Origin of the sequence: Adlercreutzia sp. ZJ176, from assembly GCF_011038975.1 — a bacterium.
In the GTDB taxonomy this organism is placed as follows: Bacteria; Actinomycetota; Coriobacteriia; order Coriobacteriales; family Eggerthellaceae; genus CAAEEV01.
Genome location: NZ_JAAKEC010000012.1, coordinates 93,654 through 113,065, shown reverse-complemented (window position 1 = coordinate 113,065; position 19,412 = coordinate 93,654). Strand labels below are relative to the sequence as shown.

Annotated in this window: 16 protein-coding genes; 2 read left to right on the top strand and 14 right to left on the bottom strand. The window is 65.7% G+C overall.

The genetic code is table 11. From position 1 onward, the window contains the following. Positions 1 to 358: 358 nt before the first annotated feature. The 5 genes from G7Y50_RS08010 to ruvC all read right to left on the bottom strand — a co-directional run bounded on the left by G7Y50_RS08010 (position 359) and on the right by ruvC (position 3,482). Positions 359 to 562, bottom strand: a complete 204-nt coding sequence (locus tag G7Y50_RS08010; protein ID WP_165054268.1) for a cold-shock protein — start codon at positions 560 to 562, stop codon at positions 359 to 361. A gap of 216 nt (positions 563 to 778) precedes the next feature. Then, positions 779 to 1,165: a hypothetical protein gene (locus G7Y50_RS08005; RefSeq protein WP_165054271.1), complete on the bottom strand. Its 387-nt coding sequence runs from the start codon at positions 1,163 to 1,165 to the stop codon at positions 779 to 781. 2 nt (positions 1,166 to 1,167) lie between these two features. After that, positions 1,168 to 2,268 (bottom strand): Holliday junction branch migration DNA helicase RuvB, encoded by a 1,101-nt coding sequence (gene ruvB, locus G7Y50_RS08000; protein ID WP_165054274.1) that lies wholly within the window; start codon positions 2,266 to 2,268, stop codon positions 1,168 to 1,170. Between the two features lie 6 nt (positions 2,269 to 2,274). Continuing rightward, on the bottom strand, positions 2,275 to 2,871 hold the full coding sequence (gene ruvA / locus G7Y50_RS07995) for a Holliday junction branch migration protein RuvA (RefSeq protein ID WP_165054277.1): 597 nt from the start codon (positions 2,869 to 2,871) through the stop codon (positions 2,275 to 2,277). Then, positions 2,871 to 3,482: a crossover junction endodeoxyribonuclease RuvC gene (gene ruvC / locus G7Y50_RS07990; RefSeq protein ID WP_165054280.1), complete on the bottom strand. Its 612-nt coding sequence runs from the start codon at positions 3,480 to 3,482 to the stop codon at positions 2,871 to 2,873. Before ruvC ends, ruvA begins: the two co-directional genes overlap by 1 nt. Positions 3,483 to 4,387: 905 nt before the next feature. Between ruvC and G7Y50_RS07985 the strand changes: the two genes are divergently transcribed. Beyond that, a complete protein-coding gene (locus G7Y50_RS07985) occupies positions 4,388 to 7,240 on the top strand; it encodes a metallophosphoesterase (RefSeq protein ID WP_165054283.1) in 2,853 nt (950 codons plus the stop codon). Between the two features lie 178 nt (positions 7,241 to 7,418). On the opposite strand, the gene G7Y50_RS07980 is transcribed toward G7Y50_RS07985, so the two are convergent. From G7Y50_RS07980 to G7Y50_RS07960, 5 genes are all read right to left on the bottom strand, one after another. After that, entirely contained in the window at positions 7,419 to 7,910 is a 492-nt protein-coding gene (locus tag G7Y50_RS07980) for a hypothetical protein (RefSeq protein ID WP_165054285.1), read from the bottom strand. A gap of 54 nt (positions 7,911 to 7,964) precedes the next feature. Then, positions 7,965 to 8,750 carry a carboxypeptidase regulatory-like domain-containing protein gene (locus G7Y50_RS07975; protein ID WP_165054288.1) on the bottom strand — a complete coding sequence of 262 codons (786 nt, stop codon included), beginning with the start codon at positions 8,748 to 8,750 and terminating at the stop codon, positions 7,965 to 7,967. Between the two features lie 5 nt (positions 8,751 to 8,755). Beyond that, entirely contained in the window at positions 8,756 to 11,374 is a 2,619-nt protein-coding gene (locus tag G7Y50_RS07970) for a molybdopterin-dependent oxidoreductase (RefSeq protein ID WP_165054291.1), read from the bottom strand. 237 nt (positions 11,375 to 11,611) lie between these two features. Next, entirely contained in the window at positions 11,612 to 12,514 is a 903-nt protein-coding gene (locus G7Y50_RS07965; RefSeq protein ID WP_165054294.1) for a LysR substrate-binding domain-containing protein, read from the bottom strand. Positions 12,515 to 12,870: 356 nt separating this feature from the next. After that, the gene (locus tag G7Y50_RS07960; protein ID WP_165054298.1) at positions 12,871 to 13,725 is read right to left on the bottom strand and encodes a DegV family protein; all 855 of its coding nucleotides are present in this window, start codon (positions 13,723 to 13,725) and stop codon (positions 12,871 to 12,873) included. 190 nt (positions 13,726 to 13,915) lie between these two features. Here G7Y50_RS07960 and G7Y50_RS07955 point away from each other — a divergent pair, with 190 nt between their 5' ends. Beyond that, positions 13,916 to 14,536: a DUF1836 domain-containing protein gene (locus tag G7Y50_RS07955; protein WP_241156490.1), complete on the top strand. Its 621-nt coding sequence runs from the start codon at positions 13,916 to 13,918 to the stop codon at positions 14,534 to 14,536. 257 nt (positions 14,537 to 14,793) lie between these two features. On the opposite strand, the gene G7Y50_RS07950 is transcribed toward G7Y50_RS07955, so the two are convergent. The 4 genes from G7Y50_RS07950 to moaA form a co-directional block, all read right to left on the bottom strand. After that, a complete protein-coding gene (locus tag G7Y50_RS07950) occupies positions 14,794 to 15,594 on the bottom strand; it encodes a YebC/PmpR family DNA-binding transcriptional regulator (RefSeq protein ID WP_165054301.1) in 801 nt (266 codons plus the stop codon). Positions 15,595 to 15,820: 226 nt separating this feature from the next. Further along, complete coding sequence (pyk, locus tag G7Y50_RS07945) at positions 15,821 to 17,272, bottom strand: pyruvate kinase (RefSeq protein ID WP_165054304.1); 1,452 nt, start codon at positions 17,270 to 17,272, stop codon at positions 15,821 to 15,823. Between the two features lie 271 nt (positions 17,273 to 17,543). After that, complete coding sequence (gene moaC, locus G7Y50_RS07940) at positions 17,544 to 18,050, bottom strand: cyclic pyranopterin monophosphate synthase MoaC (protein WP_165054308.1); 507 nt, start codon at positions 18,048 to 18,050, stop codon at positions 17,544 to 17,546. Positions 18,051 to 18,098: 48 nt separating this feature from the next. Continuing rightward, positions 18,099 to 19,100: a GTP 3',8-cyclase MoaA gene (moaA, locus tag G7Y50_RS07935; protein WP_165054311.1), complete on the bottom strand. Its 1,002-nt coding sequence runs from the start codon at positions 19,098 to 19,100 to the stop codon at positions 18,099 to 18,101. Positions 19,101 to 19,412 lie beyond the last annotated feature (312 nt).

The following is a 19,412-nucleotide window of genomic DNA, read 5'->3' as shown; positions in this document are numbered from 1 at the left end:
ATCCTCGAGACAGCCCTCGGGCGTCGGACACAGTGCGAGCCACCGCGCCGTCCCCGCAACGTAGGTTACCGCCCTTCCGGCTCGGTGGAAGCGGAAGGGCGAGACCCGTAACGATTATCAGTGACACAACGCAAACGGCCCGCGCCTGCACGGAGCACACCCGTGCCCCACGCGGCACCACGCACGCACCACACCGCATGGGTGAAAGCATCGCACCCCCGCGTCATCCTAAGCGAGCAGCCTCCCCCCCCGTGTCATCCTGAGCGAGCGAAGCGAGTCGAAGGATCTGGCCCCGAGCGCAAAAAAGCGGGCCTGCGACTTACCGCAGGCCCGCTTGCGTCTGTGATCGAACTTGAGTTTACAGCTTGACGACGTTGCTCGCCTGGAGCTTGCCGTTCTGACCCGTCGTTACGTCGAAGGACACCGCAGCACCCTCGTCGAGCGTCTTGAACCCGTCCATCTGGATCTCAGAGAAGTGGACGAAGAGATCCTCGCCGTCTGCCTGAGAGATGAAACCGTAACCCTTCTCCGGGTTGAACCACTTAACAGTACCTTCCGCCATCTTTTCCTCTTTCCTCTCCCCGGAATTGGGGAGATATGTACACGTGCTGCATGGCGGCAACACTTGTCCTCTCTTCTTTTGGACATGCTCTCACTATACGCTACTTCGACTCGTTTCCTGCGGGGAATCATCGTAAACAATATGTGTTTTTTTGCGAAGCCTCCGGGGTTTCTCGACTCCCCAAAATGAGCGTCTGACGTGGGTCTTTGAGCAAGCTTAAAGTTTGATGTCAGCCTCGAAGTCAAACGCTGCGGAGAGGTCGTGGCCGTAGGCGTCGGCGACGGCGAGCGCCTGCCCGCGGCGCAGCTCAGCGAGCTCCGCCTCGCCTGCCTGGGCATGGTATTCGGACGCGAGCAGAAGCGAGCGCGCCACGTATTCGGTGACGTGCGGGTCAGTCCCCGACACCTCGAGGATGCTCGCGATGGACTCCGGCGAGAGCGACAAGAGCACGCCGCCGTCAATGTCGACGGCGCTGCCGATCGCCTCCTCGAGCATGCGCGCCGCGCCGGACGGGTCCTGCTGGCCGCCTGCGCGCTCGATGGAGCGGCGGATGGCCGCCGCGAAGTCCACGAGCATGCGAAGCAGATAGTCTTGCTCGAACATGGCTACCTCCCCTCCCCGGGCGGGATGAGCCCGAGGTGCTCCCACGCGCGTGCGGTGGCCTGGCGCCCCTTCGGCGTGCGCATCATGAGGCCCTGCTGCATGAGGTAGGGCTCGTAGACGTCCTCCACCGTGTCGGGGTCCTCCGAGAGCGCCGAGGCCAGCGTGGTGAGGCCCACGGGGCGTCCCGAGAACTGGACGCAGAGGATCTCCAGGATGCGGTTGTCCACTGCGTCGAGGCCCAAGTTGTCCACTTCGAAGAAGCTCAGGGCCTGGGCTGCCACGTCTTCGGTGATGACGCCGTCCGCGCAGACCTGCGCCCAGTCGCGCACGCGCTTGAGCATGCGGTTGGCCAGGCGCGGCGTACCGCGGCTGCGGCGTGCGATCTCGAGCGCGCCCTCCTGGTCGATGTCGACGTCGAGGATGGCCGCCGAGCGGCACACGATGGCGCTGAGCTCCTCAGGCGTGTAGTACTGCAGGCGGAACGAGATGCCGAAGCGGTCGCGCAGAGGGCCGGTGAGCAGGCCCGTGCGCGTAGTGGCGCCGATGAGCGTGAAGCGCGGGATGTCGAGGCGGATGGAGCGCGCCGCCGGGCCCTTGCCCACCACGATGTCGAGCGCGAAGTCCTCGAGCGCGGGGTAGAGCACCTCCTCCACCATGCGATTCAGGCGGTGGATCTCGTCGATGAACAGGACGTCGCCCTCCTCGAGGTTGGTGAGGATGGCCGCGAGGTCCCCCGTGCGCTCGATGGCGGGGCCGGAGGTGGTCCGGATGCTCGAGCCGAGCTCGTTGGCCACCACGGTGGCGAGCGTCGTCTTGCCGAGGCCCGGCGGGCCCGAGAACAGGATGTGGTCGGCCACGTCATGGCGCGCCTGCGCGGCCTCGATGAGGATGGCCAGCGACTCCTTGACCTTGGTCTGGCCCAGGTAGTCCTCGAGGCGCTTCGGGCGCAGGGAGCGGTCGAGCGCCAGGTCGTCCTCCACGAGCTCGGGCGTCACCGTCCGCGCGCGCGCGTCAGCACCCGCCGCAGCCTCGCCGCGCGCACCGTCCGAACCGCCTGCCGCGGCCTCGAACACCATTCCCTCTATGCGTACGCTGTCGTCCATAAACCCCTATCGGCTTCCCAATCGCTTCAACGCATATTGTAGCAGCACCGCCTCGGTGGCCCCCTCGGGCGCTCCCTTGAGCGCGAGGTCCGCCTCGGCCGACGTGAAGCCCATCGACAGCAGCGCCTCGGCAGCCCCGCTCAGGCGCGCCTCGACCACCGACTTCTCATCAGATGCCGTGCTGAACAGGCTCTCGGCCCCCGCGTCGAGCGAGCCCTTGAGCTCGAGGATGATGCGCGAGGCGGTCTTCTTGCCCACGCCGGGAATCTTCGCCACCAGCGAGGTGTCCTGGGCGGCGACGGCGTCAGCCAGGGCGCGCGGCGAGAAGGTTGACAGCGCCGCGAGCGCCACCTTCGGCCCCACGCCGCTCACCGTGATCAGCCGCTCGAACAGCGCCTTCTCCTCCTGCGTGAGGAATCCGAAGAGCGCCGCCCCGCTCTCGCTCACCTGCAGGTAGGTGAGCACGGACACGCTCTCGCCCACGTCAGGCAGCTTCGCGAGCGCCGCCGCCGACATGGAGACGGCGTATCCCACGCCGCTCACGTCGACATACGCCATGCTGGGGGTCTTCCCCGCCAGCCTTCCGCTTAAAAAGGCAATCATCACGCCCCACCTTCCCCGCCTGCCGCGCCGCTGCGCTGCCGCGCCCGACGCGCCTGCGCATCGCGCGCCGCCTGCGCCGCCTCCGCCTTCACCACCAGCTCGTCGAAGCGCCTCTCGGCGCGCGCGAACCCGTCGTGCGTGGTGTAGCAGATGGCGGCCGCCAGCGCGTCGGCCGCATGGTCGGGCTGCGGCGCCTGCTCGAGCTGCAGAAGCTGGCGCACCATGTACTGCACCTGCTCCTTCTCGGCCGAGCCCGTGCCCACCACCGCGAGCTTGATCTGGCGCGGGGTGAACTCCCCCACCGCGAGCCCGCCTTCCGCGCACGCCACGAGCGCCGCGCCGCGCGCCTGCCCCGTGGCGAAGGCCGCCGTGATGTTCTGGCCGAACCACACGGTCTCGATGCCCACGCAGGTGGGGCCGAAGCGCCGCACCACCGCCCCGACCTGGTCGTGGATCTTCAGGAGGCGCTCCGCGAGCGGCTGGCTCGCAGGCGTGGAGACGCACCCGTACGCCACACAGGAAAGCCGCGCGCCGCGCTGCTCGACGATGCCCCAGCCCGTGTTAGCCAGACCCGGGTCAATGCCCAGTATGACGCGCTCAACCGACGCCACGATCACAACCCCGCTTTCTCAACAAGTGAGGCTATGATAGAACAAGCGTTTGCCAAAAGCAAGGGCGCGAGCAAACAAATGTTTCACGTGAAACATTTTGCACATTCCCTGATGCTTTCGTTCTGCGCTCGGGGGTGAATCCCTCAATGCTTTCGTTCTGCGCTCGGGGGTGAACCCCTCAATGCTTCCGCTTTTCGCCCGGGGCCAGATCCTTCGACTTCGCGCCCTCCGGGCGCTCCGCTCAGGATGACACGAGAGGGTGCTTCGCTCGCTCAGGACGACACGAGAGAGGAGGCTATTCGCTCAGGATGAGAGGAGAGGCTACTCGCTCAGGATGAGACAGCCCTCGGGCGTCGGACACAGTGCGAGCCACCGCGCCGTCCCCGCAACGTAGGTTACCGCCCTTCCGATTCGGTGGAAGCGGAAGGGCGAGATCCCGTAACGATTATCAGTGACGCAGGGAGGGTGCTTCACTTGCTCAGGACGACACGAGAGGAGAGGCCACTCGCTCGGGATGGCGTAGGACGGGAGGTTCGCGCGCTCAGGACGGCATGGAAGGAAGGTTCGTGCGCTCATGATGATACGGGAAGGCGAAAACGTCGAAGAAGCTGAGGCGGACGACAGGCGCTTCCTGCTCCTCTTACGAGAACCCCACGCACGGCACGCGCTCTTTACGCGAACTTTGCCCCTGCCTTGGAGCGTATTTTCGCTCCCCTGAATTCACCCTGACGTTCCCTCCCTACGATGTTTCCACGCTGCGCGAAGGCGAGGCAGGCGCGATCAAAGCGCCTGAGGCGCACGCGTTTGGTGCCTCTGCCAGAACACGCACGGCAGACTCATCCGACATCCCGTTCGAAGAAAAGAGAAGAGCAAAGGAGACGCACGTGAAGGAGAAGGGCACTGCCATGAATGATCTCGAAGCTGCATACGATCAGGGAACGTTCGGCGTGTCACGCCGAACGTTCCTCAAGCTGGCCGCCGTCACCGGCGTTTGCGCTGCTGGGGGACTCTTGGTCTTCCCCGACCAGGATGCCGCAGCTGCGTTCACGGCACCGAGCTCACCACGATGGCCGACGCTCTCCGGCAGCAAGGTGCGCTTTACCGTACACAGCGACACGCATGTGGGCGCTGAGGTGGAAAACGCCTACTCCGAGAAGGTGCCCGCCGCCTTCAGCGCCATCTACAGCATGGCACCGCAGTTCAACGGCCACTTCTTCGTGGGCGACTCGGCAGACCGAGGCAAGGCGGGCGAATACGACGAGCTGGCCAAGCTGCTGAACGCGCATGCGAAGAGCCCGGTGGGCATCGTCATGGGCAACCACGAGTACTACGAGCATGAAGGCGACAAGGAGAAGGCTCAGGCAGAGTTCAAGGAGTTCCTGTCGTCGAAGCTGAAGGTGACGGGCTCGTTCCAGATCCCCGGCGGTGCCAACGAGGGCCAGATAGATTGCGACTTCGTCGTGGGCGGCACCGAGGCTCCTGGCAGTGGCTACCATGTGATCGCCCTCTCGCCGTCTCCGGGCGGCGCTGACAACAGCTGGTACGGCGACCGTCAGAACTGGGTGCGCGAGCGCGTTGCCGCCGCAGTGGCAGAAGATGCGAACAAGCCCGTCTTCCTGATGACGCACCACCCCTTCGGCAACACGGTCTGGTACAGCACGGGCGGCAGCTGGAACGGGCAGTTCGGCACCGACAGCTCTGACGGAAGCGGCGACGACAACGCCTTCTACCAGGAGCTTGCCGGGAAGTACCATCAGATCATCCACTTCTCGGGGCATACGCACATTCCGATGGCCGACCCGCGTTCCATCTACCAGGACGACGGCTTCACGCTCATTCAGACCGCCACGTTCTCGAACAACTTCTGGATGAGCGGCGACGGTCTGGACGAGATGGGAGACGGCGGCGGACACCCCGCCGCCGGGCAAGACGCCAGCCAGTGCGAGCTGGTGGAGATCGACACGACAACGCATGCCGTCACGATCCACCGCCTGGACTTCCGCAACGGCGCCGCCCTTGGGCAGCCTTGGGTGATCGTTCCCTCCAAGGGCCGCGACGGCTTCCAGTACACGCATGCCGGCATGAAGCAGGCGGCCAAGCCGCCCCTGGTAAAGGAAGGCGCCTCCGTCTCGGTACCCGAGGAGACCATCAGCGACAAGGGCGCCTCGTTCGCGCTGACAGCTGACAAGGTGTCCGCCGACGCCTCGGGCGTGAGCGACGACGTAATCATCTCCTACCGCGTCACGGTCGCGAGCGCGTCTGCCCCGGACGCTCCCGTGTTCGACGCGCGCTTCATGTCCGACTACTACAAGGCGGACGTCAACCAGCCGGCCGTGTTCGAACGTCCGCTGTTCGGCGCGGAGCTCGAGGAAAACACCGCATACGTGCTGCGCGCCTACGCCGTCAGCGCGTTCGGAAAGGAATCGCTTGTCGGCGAGACGGAGTTCACGACCGCCGAGAAGGTCGTGTCCGCGCTGGCCGCCCCGCTGCTTCACCTTGACTTTGCCACCGGCGCGCACGATGACCGTGCCGCCAAGCCGCATGCCGCCGTGCCCTTCGGCAAGCTGACCTACGAGACAGACAGCGCCTTCGGGGTTCCGGTTGCGCTGTTCGACGGCGAGTCGGCCGTAGGGTATGAGTTCGCCGACAAGGACTACGCCGCCATCGCGCAGACCGAGACCATCGAAGTGCTGTTCCAGTTCACGGCGAATCCGACGAACGGCTACTTCGACCTGTTCTCCAGCGCGTCGGACGTGGGACAGGACTTGAGCTACTACGCCCCCAAGCTTCAGCACTACACCAACGTGGGAAATGGAAACAACTACGTCTGCACCGAGGGAGAGGTGCCGCTGAACACGTGGACGCACGTGATGGCGACCTACGACGGCGAGACCATGAAGTACTACCTGAACGGCCAGCTGGTATCGCAGAAGCGGAATGTGGGCTCCATCCCCGCGCCCAAGGCCGACATCAAGCGTTGGTTCGTGGGGGCCGACGTGAACGCCACGGGCGCCATGGAGCACCCGATGGTGGGCAAGGTCGCCTTCGCCAAGCTTACGCCCGACATTGCCAACCGGAAGCAGGCAGCCCTGCTCTACATGGCCTCGGCTCCCGTAGCGCAGGCCGCGGAGGCTCCGAGCGCCGAGGAGATGGGCACCGCCACCGTAGGCCAGGCCTACCTTGTGCCGGACGTACTGTTCACCGATGCTGCCGGCACGAAGCTCCAGGCAGTGCCGGAAGTGACGGACCCCAACGGGCAAGCAGTTGAGTTGATGAGGACGGCGGCTGGAGCTGCTGCGATTGCCGAGGGTGCGCTGCTGGCGTCTGTCCATGCAAGCTACCGCTTCGTTCCTGCCATCGAGGGCACCTACGTCGTGACGTACCTTGCCGGATACGCTCAGCGGCCGACCGCCGAGGTCGTCGTTTCCTCAGCTTCTGCGCCCGAGCCCGGTGAGGGCGGCGACGCGGGCGGCGGTAATACGGGCGGCACGGGTGGCGGCGGCAGCACGCCCGATACCGGCACGACGCCCGATGCTGGCACGACGCCCGACACCAACTCAGGCTCGGGTGCGGGTGCGAACGGCGGCAAGGAGACGGTGACGCTCAAGCCGGCCGGCACGAAACTCGCCAAAACCGGCGATGAGCTCCCCGTCGCCGCCAGCGCCCTGATCGGCCTTGCGGCAACCGCCGGCGCTGCCGCATGCGTGGTGCGAGGCTTCCTGAAGGGCGAGTTCTCCGAAGACGGCGGAAACGCGTAGGCAACGACGGCGTCGGCGCGGCGGCAGGGCGCGGACCTTGCCAAAAGGCGCCCCGCTTGCAAACGCGCCCTCACGCACGAGGCGGAGAGCCGGTGAGAGAGAAAGCGAGCCCGAGGGGGCTCGCTTTCTCGTCGGGGCTTTTGCCGCAGCCCCAGCCGCCTTGCTTCCGAGCCCGATGCTACTCGGCCTGAGGGGGCATCTTCGTGGGATCGAAGCCGCTGATGGCAGCAGCGGCCTTCATCGCCAGCGGCACGCACGTGGCTATCGCCACGAAAGCCGCCGCCAACACGATGGGATAGCCCATGACGAAGAAGCCGAGCACGCCCTGGATGCCGCCGACGGACAGCACGTTGACCAGCGAGCAGAAGAACAGGATCAGGGTGCCCATGAAGAAAGCCAGCACCGCGCTGGAAATCAGATGGGTCCCGAGGCTTCCCGGCTTCAAGCCAAGCTTCGCGGCCAAGGCCCGGCCCCAGTCCATCGCAGGAACGAGGTCGCTTACGGTATAGCCGACGGCGAAGCTCAAAACGCAGCTGGTGAGCATTCCGTCTACCGTAATGGGAGCATGGAGCACCAGCACGTTCAGACACACGGTGATGACGATGCCCATGACGACGTTCATGATGATGTAGACGATACGCTGGAAACCGGCAGGACCTTTAAAGACCATTACGATCACTCCTTCTCATGGGGTGCGGTCGATGCCAACCGCACCCGTTCGCCTTTACGCGCTCAGATCAATAGTGCCGAGATTGAGGTCCAGCGCGCGGACGTCGGCATCAAGGGCCCTCTTGCTGAACCCGTGCGCCTTTACCTCCACGCGATAAGCCTCGGGCTCCACCTGCTTGAAGATGAAGTCGCCGAAATCGTCGGTACGTGCAAGGGAGACGACCTTTCCAGCTTCGTCCTTCAAGTACACTTCAGCGCCGATGACCACCTCGTCTGCCTCCAGGTCGACGACCGTGCCCCCGATGAAGCGCTTCGGGAAGTTCAAGTAGTACACATGGGAGTCCTCGTCGAGCTTCGTCGCCTGCGCGATCTCATCCGCGAGGTCGTCCTCGTCGCCGAAGCGCAAGGCGTCGGTCGGGCATGCGTCGACGCAGCGAGGGACGGTCCAGCCGTTGTCCAGCAGGTGGGCGCAGCCCGTGCACCCCTGCGGAATCTGAAGCTCGGCGTTCCAGTAGACGCCTTCGAACTTCTCGGCGATGTCCTCGCGGCCTTTCGCCTTCTCGGGATCGATGACGATCAGGCCGTCTTCGCGAGGCAGCAGGACCTCGCCCGCATACTCCCTGAGGGCCTCAGTCTGGGCGCCGATGTGCGGGATGTAGCTGATCCTCGTCAGCGGCACCGTGCCGCGCACGCGCTCCTCGACGCTGCACCAGAACTGGCCGGTATCGGGCTGGGTCTTCGCATACGGCGACCAGTCGTTGCCGCAGTGCTCGTCCTTGCAGACGATCTGGCAATTGTGGCAACCGTTGCATTTCGCGATGTCGATTACAAAGGCTTTCATGCCGTCTACCCCTCTTCCTTCTCAATGCGCGCGCTGGCGACAAGGCCGCAAGCCGGGTCGTATTCGCGGCCAAACGCCTCGGCGTACTGCTCTGCGAGCTCGAAAACGTCCACCTTCTTGATGCCGACCAAGAAGCTGTTGGTGACTTCACCGGCGCAGTTCTTGGAGGTGGTGGCCGACGGGCAAATCATGTTGTTCGCGCCACCGCGGTCAAGGCCGCCCGTGCCGGGGACGATGGTGTCGACGCGGGCGCCGTGGTCCTGGTAAAGGGCGCCGGGCATGATGCGCTCGGTGACGATGATGCCGCCCAGGACGCGACCGCGCTCGTTGAACAGCTCGGCGATGTCGCCGTTTCTCAGGCCCTTCTCCTCAGCATCGGCAGGGTTGATCCAGATGGGCTCGTACGCGTAGCCGTCGGGGCCGACGACCTTGCAGGTCTGGATCTCGCGGAGCCAGATGCAGTCATCATGCTGGGCGTGAACGCGCCAGCGAGGATGGTTGGACATGAGCAGATACGGATACTCCTGGGCGCGGTCGGAGGTGATGCGCTCGTGGTGGAGCGGGCTCTCCTCCACCCAATGAGGCACGGGGCCGCGCTCCACGTCATCGGGGAAGTTGTCGGCGATCAGCGAGGAGTAGATCTCGATCTTCCCGGACGGCGTGGAGAAGGGATGGGCCTCGGGGTCTTCGTAGAAGCCGATGAGGCCAGCGGGCTCGTCCTCCCAGCCCTTGACCGTAGGGGAGATCCAGAGCTTCTGCTGCTTGAACTTCTCCCAGGGCATCTGGTTCAAGGGAATGCCCGACATCTCGTAGCCGCGCTTGATGAGCTCCTCGTCGGTGAGGCCCTCGGTGATCTTGTCGTGCAGGCCGGCGTAGATTCCGCCGAAGCGCTCAAGGCTCTTCGCGACCCCGCAGACGATGGCGTAGTCGCTGCGCGCGTCGCAGAAGGGCTCGATGGCGGGCTCTTCGAGGTACATCATGTTGAACTGGCCGCTCTCGATGTCGTTGTTCAGGTCGTATTCCTCGACCTTGGTGGTAACGGGCAGGATGAGGTCGGCGAAGTTGGTGTCGTTCTCCATCCACTGGTGCTGGACGATGTAGCACTCAACGGCCTCGGAGCGAATGACGTCTTGGAATCGGAAGCCGCCGTTCCAGCAGGTTTGCCAGCAGGGGCCCGTGGACCAGACCATGTGGATGGGCTGGTTGCCCGGGTTGGGGAACTGGAAGGGCTTGAGCTGGTCGGCGATGCCGAAGGTGCACATGGTGTGGCCGTACCAGTCGAACTTCTCGCCGCCGATCGCATTGGGGATGAGGGTCTGCGGGACGAAGTTCTTCCCGAGCATCTGCTCGTCGAGCAGAGCGCCCTTGAAGCACGCGAAGGTGGAGGGAATGACCTCGGGGCGCGGATAGGGGTTCACCGTCGGGTCGTAGAACAGGGACTTCTCGAGGAACTTGAACTGGTTGGCGCCCGGCTTGCCGACGCCCTGCATGGCCAGCAGGCAGATCTCGAGGCGAGCGGGCTCATGGGAGAAGCACGAGCGGATGTAGCCGCCCCCGTTGCCGTGGCCGATGGATACGCTGTGCTTCGCCCAGTAGCGGGCCAGGGCCTTGATGGTGTACGAGGGGACGTGGCACTTCTCCTCCGCCCACTTCGGGGTCTTGGGGACGCCGTCCTCCTCGCCCAGGACGTAGCGCTCGAGCTGGTCGTAGCCGACGGTGTGCGTCTCCAGGTACTCGCGGTCGAAGGTGCCCTCGGTCATCCACACGTAGGCGATGGCCAGCTGCAGCGCAGCGTCGGTGTTGGGCAGCACGGGAATCCACTTGTCCGCGTGGATCGCCGCAGAGTAGTTCAGCTCAGGGCAGATGAAGATCTGCTTGATGCCGATCTCGGTGAACCAGTACGCGGTTCGGCTCGACAGCTGGCCGCCCCAACCCCAGGGGGTCGTCTCCAGGTCGCAGCCCCAGTGCAGCACGGCGTCGGAGTTCTCGGCGATGTCCTTGAGGACGTTGGTCAGCTGGACCTGCTCGCCGACGGGGTCGTTGCCCCACACGTACTTGCCGCCCCAGTACCAGCCCTCCCAGCTGTCGGCGTTGCGCGCCTGAACCACGCAGCCCGTGCCCAGCGTGTTGAACATCGCGGTCTGAACGCCATGGGTCCCCGTTGCGTTCTTGGTCTCCGCATGCCCGCCGCCTTGGCACAGGATGGACGCGGGGCCGTACGTGTCGTGGATGCGCTTGATCTCATCGGCGACGATGTCCAGGGCCTCGTCCCAGGAGATGCGCTCGTACCCTGACTCGCCGCGCGTCTCCGGATGGCGCTCGCCGCTCGGATCCCAGTCCACGCGCTTCAGCGGGTAGGGAACGCGGTTCTTGGAGTAGATCCTGTTCTTGTAGGTCAGGGACAGAGGCGGAAGCAGCGATTTCATCCCCGGCTCAAACTGGGAACCGCGAGCCTTGATGGTCCAGTAGTTGAGCTCTTCCTTGGTGTAGAGCTCGTCGTAGTGCACGGGCCTGATGCGAACCACCTTGCCGTCTTTCACGTCAATGTTCGCGATATTCGCACCGTCGCCAACTCCGCAAAAGCCCATGGACTTATAGACGGTCTTGTCCGCGATAAAGCTCATGACTCTCCTTTCTCGCTTGCTCTCAACAGAGATCTCGAGCGATTTCGGGCGCGCATCCGGCACCAGGGCAAAGCAGTCCCAAGACCGCAGGTGCGCGGCCGAATTCGTTGTTGAGCTGTCACGTGACTTCCCCTCGAGTAGTCTCATTATAGGAGCGTCTGATGGCATTCTGCATTTCGGCCCGCTGTTCCCTTTTGGAAACAACGGGCCGAGAGCAGCGCGGTTTTCGAGAAAGCCCTATCGATCCTCTTGGCATCGCTCGAATCGGGACTTCATGCAGCGCGTGAACTCGAGCAGCTCGCTCGTCTCGTTGTCCTTTCGCCACGCGAGAACCACCACGGGCTTCTCCTCCACGTCGGCGAGGGGAACGAAGGCGAAATGCTCCCCGAGGCGGCGGGCGATATGCCCCACGGAGAAAACCGCGTCCGCGCCCATCGCAAGCGCCGGGCAGATCGACCCGATGTCCCTGATCTCGGGCACGACCTCCAGATCGCCGCCATGCACGGAGAAGTACCTGCTGACGATCTTCTCGTGCAGCGGAAGGTAGCGCGGATGAGGCCCGAAGAGCGACATGCCCCTCAGGTCGTCATAGGTCAAGCTCTCTCGCTGGGCATACGGATGCGCGGCGGTCACGACGATGCCGAACCGATCCTCGAAGAGCTCGATGTAGTTGCACTTGTGGGGAATGCCGTCAGCCATGCTGATCGTCAGGCCCAGGTCGATCTCGCCCTTCGTCACGCCCCTCCAGATCTCCTCCACCTCCATCGAGCGCAGCTCCAAGCGAACGTTGCTCTGGGTCCCGAAATCGGCGCAGATCTGCGGGAATATCTCCCCGGCGGTCGCGAAGAGGTAGCCCACCTTGAGCTTTTCGACGTCCTCTGCCGCCACGGACCTCGCCGTCTCCACGGCTTCATGGTACGCGAAGAGAACGGCTCTCGCCTTTTGCAGGAACGCCCGCCCGGCGCGCGTCAGCGAAACCGACCGGTTGTTCCTCTCGAGCAGCTGCACCCCCAACTCGCTCTCCACCGCCTGAATGTGCTTCGTGAGCGAGGAGCGCGAGAGAAACAGCCTGTCGGCCGCAGTTGTGTAGTTCAGCTCTTCAGCGAGGACGATAAACTCCCTCAGATCGCCTATCTCCATCGCATCCCCCTAACGACTGGTTGCCCCATAAACATAGCATCATCGGGCCTCCAAAACGCTCTTCTGCGATTTCAATAATCGAAACACAGCCGGAAACAACGGCCTGCCAGGGCCTTCTGCCCAGCCGTTGCGGCTGACGGGCGCACGCACCTGTCAGCCGCAACGGCTGCTGCGCTCAGCCGGCTGAGCTTGCAAGATGGGGGTTGCGCGGCGTCTGTTTCACGTGGAACATTTCGCACCTTCCCTGATGCTTCCGTTTTGCGCTCGGGGCCAGATCCTTCGACTCGCTTCGCTCGCTCAGGATGACACAGGAAAGCAAGGAAGGCGAAGGCGCCGCGCTGGGAGAGGCTGAGGGCTTAGGCGCCTTGCACGCCGATGCCGATGAGGCCGGGGCCGGTGTGGACCACGAGGGCGGGGCTCACGTTCCCCTCGTACCAGATGGTCGCGTTCGCGATCTTCCCCTTGAGCTCGCGCAGCACCTCGGCGGCCTCGGACGCCGCGTCGCCCTCCACCACGGTCATGACGCACTCGTCGAACTGCGCGGCGAACTTCTCGGCGCAGCTCATGGCGCGCTTGAGCGAGAGCTTGCGGCCCTTCGCCTTCGACACGGTGTAGTACACGCCCTCCTCGTTGCAGCTGATCACGGGGCGCATGTCGAGCAGGCTGCCCACCCGGTAGGTGACCTTGCCGATGCGCCCGCCGCGCAGCAGGTAGTCGAGCGTGTCAACGCAGAAGAACACCTTCGTGTTCGCGACGATGCGGTCCGCCGCCGCCTCGAGCTCCTCGAGCGTGGCGCCCGCCTCCACCATGCGCGCGAGCGCGAGCACCACGAGCCCCGCCCCCATGCCGATGTTCTTCGTGTCGACCAGAAGCGTGCGCAGGCGGGACATGCCCGACGACACCGAGCGCAGCAGGTCGTGCGTGGACGACAGCCCGCTCGAGATGGTCACCACCACCGCCTGCTCGTAGCCGTCGGCCACCACGCGGCCCAGCACCTCGGAGACGATGGCGGGCGTCGGCGTCGAGGTGCGCGGGACCTCCACGGCGAGGCGGTCGTAGACCTCCTGCGGCGTGATGTCCACCTTGTCGAGGTAGCTGCCGTCCTCGTAGTTCACCTGCACCGGCACCACGTACATGCCGTAGCGCTCGATTTCGGCCGGCGGCACGTCCGTGCACGAGTCGATGACGATGGCGATGTCCTTCTTGCCCATGGTCCCCCGCTTTCGCTGTGTCCCAGCTATGCTCTAGCTGCGCCCTATCTCGTATTGAAAACCAGATTATGTATTATTCGGCATTTTGTCAACTAGTTGAAGTATTTGACCATCAAGCGTCAATCTGCTATTTTCTTGCCTGTATAACCACCACATCGCGCAACGCGCAGAATCGAAGGGAGGGGCATCCGTGCAGCCAGCCGAGCAGAACGCGTTCGCCCAGAACATCGCCTCGCTGCGCCTGCCGCGCTACGCCGAGATCCCCCACATCGAGCTGTACATGGACCAGCTCGTCGGCTACCTGCAGGGGGCGCTGCGCCCGCTGTACCAGCCCGACGACAAGATCATCACGCCCTCCATGGTGAACAACTACGTGAAGCTGGGCGTGATCGCGCCGCCGCGCGCCAAGAAGTACACGCGCGAGCAGGTTGCCCAGCTCATCGTGATCGGCATCCTGAAGCACACGTTCTCCATCGGCGAGATCACCCACCTCATCGAGCAGCAGATCACCAGCTTCGAGACGGACGTCGCCTACGACTACTTCTGCACCGCGCTCGAGAACGCCTGCCGGGCGCTCTTCTCGCCTGAATCCGCCGCGCCCGCCACGCTCACGAGCGGGACCGAACCAGGCGACTTCGAGCGCGACCTGGTGATCGCCTCGTCGGCGGCCGTCGCCTACACGCTCTACCTGCGCGCCTCCATCGCCGCGACGTCCGGCGCCGCGCGCGCGAGCGGCGCGGAGGCGGACACGGGTCGCGCGGGTCGCGCGGGCGCAGACGGGAGCCGCAAGCGGGACAAGCGCGGCAAGTAGCGGGCGCAGGTCGCGCGGGCGCGAGCGCGGCAAGTAGCGGGCGCGGGCCGCGCGGGCGCAGGCGCGGACCGCAAGCGAGGCAGATGCGGCGCGCATCACGGGCAATCCCCATTCCCCAGGCAGCAAAAAAGGAGGGCGAGGAACAGAGTCCTCGCCCTCCCGTAAATCTCCCGCAAGCTTGCCCTCGCGCAGCAGGTAAAGCCAGCACAAGGCCCGGTCGCACCCCGCCCGCCTCCTCGAGGGCAGGCGAAGACGAGCTACTCGTCGAGCGCCGCGGCGATCTCGTCGGTGATGTCCATGGTGTGGTAGACGTTCTGCAGGTCCTCGAGCTCCTCGAGCTTGTCGATGAGGCGCATGACCTTGCGCGCGTCGTTCACGGTGACCGTGGCGGGCGTGGTGGGCTCCATGGTCATCTCGGCGCCCTTCGTCTCGATGCCCTGTTCCTCGAGGCCCTTCTTCACGGCCATGAGGTCAGACGGCGCGGTGTAGACGATCCACTCATCGTCGGCGTCCTCGTAGTCGTCTCCGCCGGCCTCGGCGACGGCCATCATGAACTCCTCCTCGTCAGCGGCGGCGCCGTTGGGCTTCACGGGGTTCTTCTTGTCGCCGGTCTCGACCTCCTTGGCCACCACGACCTGGCCCTTGCGCTCGAACATGAACGCGACCGAGCCCGAGGTGCCCAGGTTGCCGCCCGCGTGCGAGAACGCGCTGCGCACGTCGGCGGCGGTGCGGTTGCGGTTGTCAGTCAGGGCCTCGCAGTACACCGCGATGCCCGCCGGGCCGTAGCCCTCGTAGATGACCGTCTCGTAGCTCGCGGCGTCCTTGCCGCTGCCGAACGCCTTGTCGATGGCGGTCTTGATCTTGTCCTTCGGCAGCGAGTTGGCCTTGGCCTTCTCGATGGCGGCCGCAAGGGAGGCGTTGTTGTCGGGGTTGGGGTCGCCACCCTCCTTGGCTGCAACGGTGATGTTGCGCGACAGCTTGGAGAACAAGGCGGAGCGCTTAGCGTCCTGCGCGGCCTTGCGATGCTTGGTTGTTGCCCATTTTGAGTGCCCTGACATATACGTCCCTTCCAGATGTTGTAATACCAACCGCACATGTTAGCACAACAGTCAAGATGCAAGGAGCCGCTCCGGAAAAAGCTGCGGAATGCGAGGGCGAGCGCCCGAAGGTGCCTGCCGCCGCAGGCGCGACGCGGGCGAGAGCCGAAGACGCCCGCCGTCGTAGGCGCGACGCAGACGAGCGCGAGAGGCACCTGCCGTCGCAGGCGCGACGCGGCCACGAGCTCTACTTGAACTCCACCACGTACAGGGCGTTGGTGGGGCCCATCGCCGACTGCCCTCCCCCGACGTCCTCGAGCGGGCTCGTGTGCGGGTCCCCCACCGTGAGCACGCCGACGTCGCCGGCGTCCACCAGGCCGTGGGCGCGCACGGACTCGCGCGCCTGGTCGATCACGCGGCGCATGTCGCCCTGGGTGTCGCCGAGCAGCGCCGTCACGCCCCACGAGAGCTGGAGCTGGCGCATGACGTGCGGATGCGGCGTGACCGCGTAGATGGGCACGCGCGGGCGCAGGTTCGAGATGAGGCGCGGGGTGCGGCCCGACAAGGTGGGCGTCACGATGCACGCCGCGTCGAGCGCCTCCGCCGTGGTGACCGCGGCGATGCCCACGGCGAGCGAGGGCCGCGCGTGCGTGCGGCTGCGGTCGGGGAAGCACTCCTCGAACAGGTGCGCCTCGTTCTCGCACGCGATGTGCGCCATGGCGCGCACGGCGCGGACTGGGTGCGCGCCCACTGCCGTCTCGCCGGAGAGCATCACGCAGTCGGTGCCGTCGTAGATGGCGCCGGCCACGTCAGCCACCTCAGCGCGCGTCGGGCGCGGGTTGCGGACCATGGAGTCGAGCATCTGGGTGGCCGTGACGACCGGCTTGCTCTCGCGGTTGCACGCGCGGATGATCTGCTTCTGGATGTGGGGGATGCGCCACGCGGGCACCTCCACGCCCAGATCCCCGCGCGCGACCATGACGGCGTCGGCAGCGTCGATGATCTCGGCGGCGTTGCGCACCGCGTCGGCGTTCTCGATCTTGGCGACGATGCGGATGTCGCCCCCGCCGTGCTCGGACAGAAACGCGCGCACGGCGCGCACGTCCGCGCCGTCGCGCACGAACGACGCCGCCACGTAGTCGAAGTCGTTCTCGATGCCGAAGAGGAGGTCGGCGCGGTCCTGCTCGGTGATGGCGGGCAGCGGCACGCGCACGCCGGGGACGTTGACCGACTTGCGCTCGCCGAGCAGGCCCGCGTTCGCCACGCGGCAGACGATGTCGTCGCCCTCCACGCGCTCGACGGAAAGCTCGATCAGGCCGTCGTCAAGGAGGATGGAAGAGCCCGCCTGTACGTACGAGGGAAGGATCGCGGCCGTCTGCGAAACGCGCTCTGCCGTGCCCGGGCACTCCTCGGCGGTGAGCGTGAAGAGCGCGCCCTCCTCGAGCGCCACGGGGCCGCCGCCCGCGAGCGTGCCGGTGCGGATCTCGGGGCCCTTGGTGTCGAGCAGGAGCGCGCACGGCACGTCGAGGCGCTCGCGCACACGCTTGAGGCGGTCGATGCGCACCTGGTGCTCCGCATGGCTGCCGTGGCTGAAGTTCAGGCGCGCCACGTTCATGCCCGCCTCGATGAGCTCGACGAGCGTCTGCTCGTCGTCGACGGCCGGTCCTAGCGTGCAGATGATCTTCGTGCGCTTCTCCATGGGACGCTCCTCGGGCTCAGATGGACTCAAAGGGGCTCAACGGGCTCGGAACAGCCGCTCATCTCATGATAGCGTTATTCAACCGCGGGAATGATACCGTTCGCTGCCAATTCACGGGAAACGAAAAAGAGGGGCGCGGGGCGCGTGCGGAGCACGCGGGCAGGCAGCACGCGCAACGCATGCGGGCCGGGCGGCGCGGGCGGGCCGGGAGCGCGGAGCGCCCCGCGCCGGCAAACCCGCCAAAAGCGCCGGGCGCCTGGCACGAAACAGCCTACTGCTCCTCGCGCAGCCAGAGGCCCGTCTTGCCACCGTCCTTCTTCAGCAGGCGCACGTCCATGATCTCCATGCCGCGGTCGACCGCCTTGCACATGTCGTACACCGTGAGGCACGCCACGCTCGCCGCGGTGAGGGCCTCCATCTCGATGCCCGTCTTGCCGGTGACGCCGCAGGTGGTGGTCACGTGGATGCCCACGCGGCCGTCGGCGCGCTCGCCGGCGAACACCGGGGTACACTCCACCTTCGCCTTCGTGATGTTGAGTGGGTGGCACATCGGGATGAGGTCGCTCGTGCGCTTGGCGGCCATGACGCCGGCCACGCGCGCGCAGGCCAGCACGTCGCCCTTCTTGGCCGTGCCGCCCGCGATCATCTCGAGCGTGGCGTCGTGCATGGCGATGAAGCCTTCGGCCACGGCCACGCGCTCGGTGTCGGCCTTCTGCGACACGTCCACCATGCGGACGTCGCCCTTCTCGTCGATATGGGTCAGCTGCTGGTCAGTCATCGGTATCTCCTTCGTAGGTGAATGCAGGCAGGACGGGCGAAGCCGGAGCTACCCTCCGATTTGCGACATGCCGCGCTCGGTCCCCACCTTGTCGTGGTGGTCGTCAGGCTTGGCGCCGAGCGCCTCGAACAGCACGGCGCGCACCGCCTCCTCGCCGCCCTCGCGCAGGGCCGCGCGCACGTCGTACTCGGTGTCGCTGAACAGGCACGGGCGGATCTTGCCGTCGGCCGTCAGGCGCAGCCGGTTGCACTCGCTGCAGAAGTGGCGGGACAAAGGCGAGATGAAGCCCACCGTACCCTGCGCGCCCGGGAACTGGAAGTAGCGCGCCGGGCCCCAGCCGAGCGGGCGCCCGCTCCCCGCGTCCACGAGCTCGGGCAGGCCCTGCGCCCGCGCGCGCTCGTTGATGAGGGCGTAGAGCTCCTCGCTGGGGATGACGTCGTCCTTGCCCCAGCCGCAGCCGTCTGCGCCCGAGCTTTCGCCCACGGGCATGTACTCGATGAAGCGCACGTGCAGCGGGCGGTCGACGGAGAGCTTGGCATACTCGAGGAAGTCCTGGTTGAGGCTGCGCACCACCACCGCGTTGATCTTCACCGGGTTGAGCCCCGCGGCGAGCGCGGCCTCGATGCCCGCGAGCGCGTCGTCGAGGTTGCCGCAGCGCGTGACCATGCGGAACTGGTCGGCGTCGAGCGTGTCAAGCGAGATGTTCACGCGCGAGAGGCCCGCCGCCTTCAGGTCGTCCACCATGCGCGGCAGAAGCACGCCGTTGGTGGTCATGGACACGTTCTCGATGCCGGGGATCTTGGTGATGGCGCCCACCAGGTCGACCACGCCCTTGCGCACGAGCGGCTCGCCGCCCGTGAGGCGGATGCTCTTGATGCCGATGCCCGCGGCGATGCGCACGAGCTCCTCGATCTCCTCGATGCGCAGGATGTCCTCGTGCCTCAGCTGGCTCACGCCGTCTTCGGGCATGCAGTAGATGCAGCGGAAGTTGCAGCGGTCCGTGAGCGATATGCGCAGGTAGTCGATGGTGCGGCCGTGTGAGTCCTTCAAGATGCTTCCCTTTCCCGTTCTATCGCCGATCATTATACACGAACGCGATTAGTTCTCACACGGGATCATCCCGCACCCCGGGAGGGCAAAGGGAAGCGCAGGCAGGTGGCAAAGCCAGCGCGCTCGTGGTCAGAAGCCTCCACATGATGGCGCGCCGCCCCCGATCGAGTCGCGCAAGCGAATGGGCGCACGTCACCTGCACGCTGCTCGCGCCTTCGGCAACCAGTATGCGCGCCACGCCCAACCTCCTCGCACGTCCCAAAAGAGTCGCAAGCCTCAAGCTCCGGCTCACCGCGACCCATTGTCGCACGA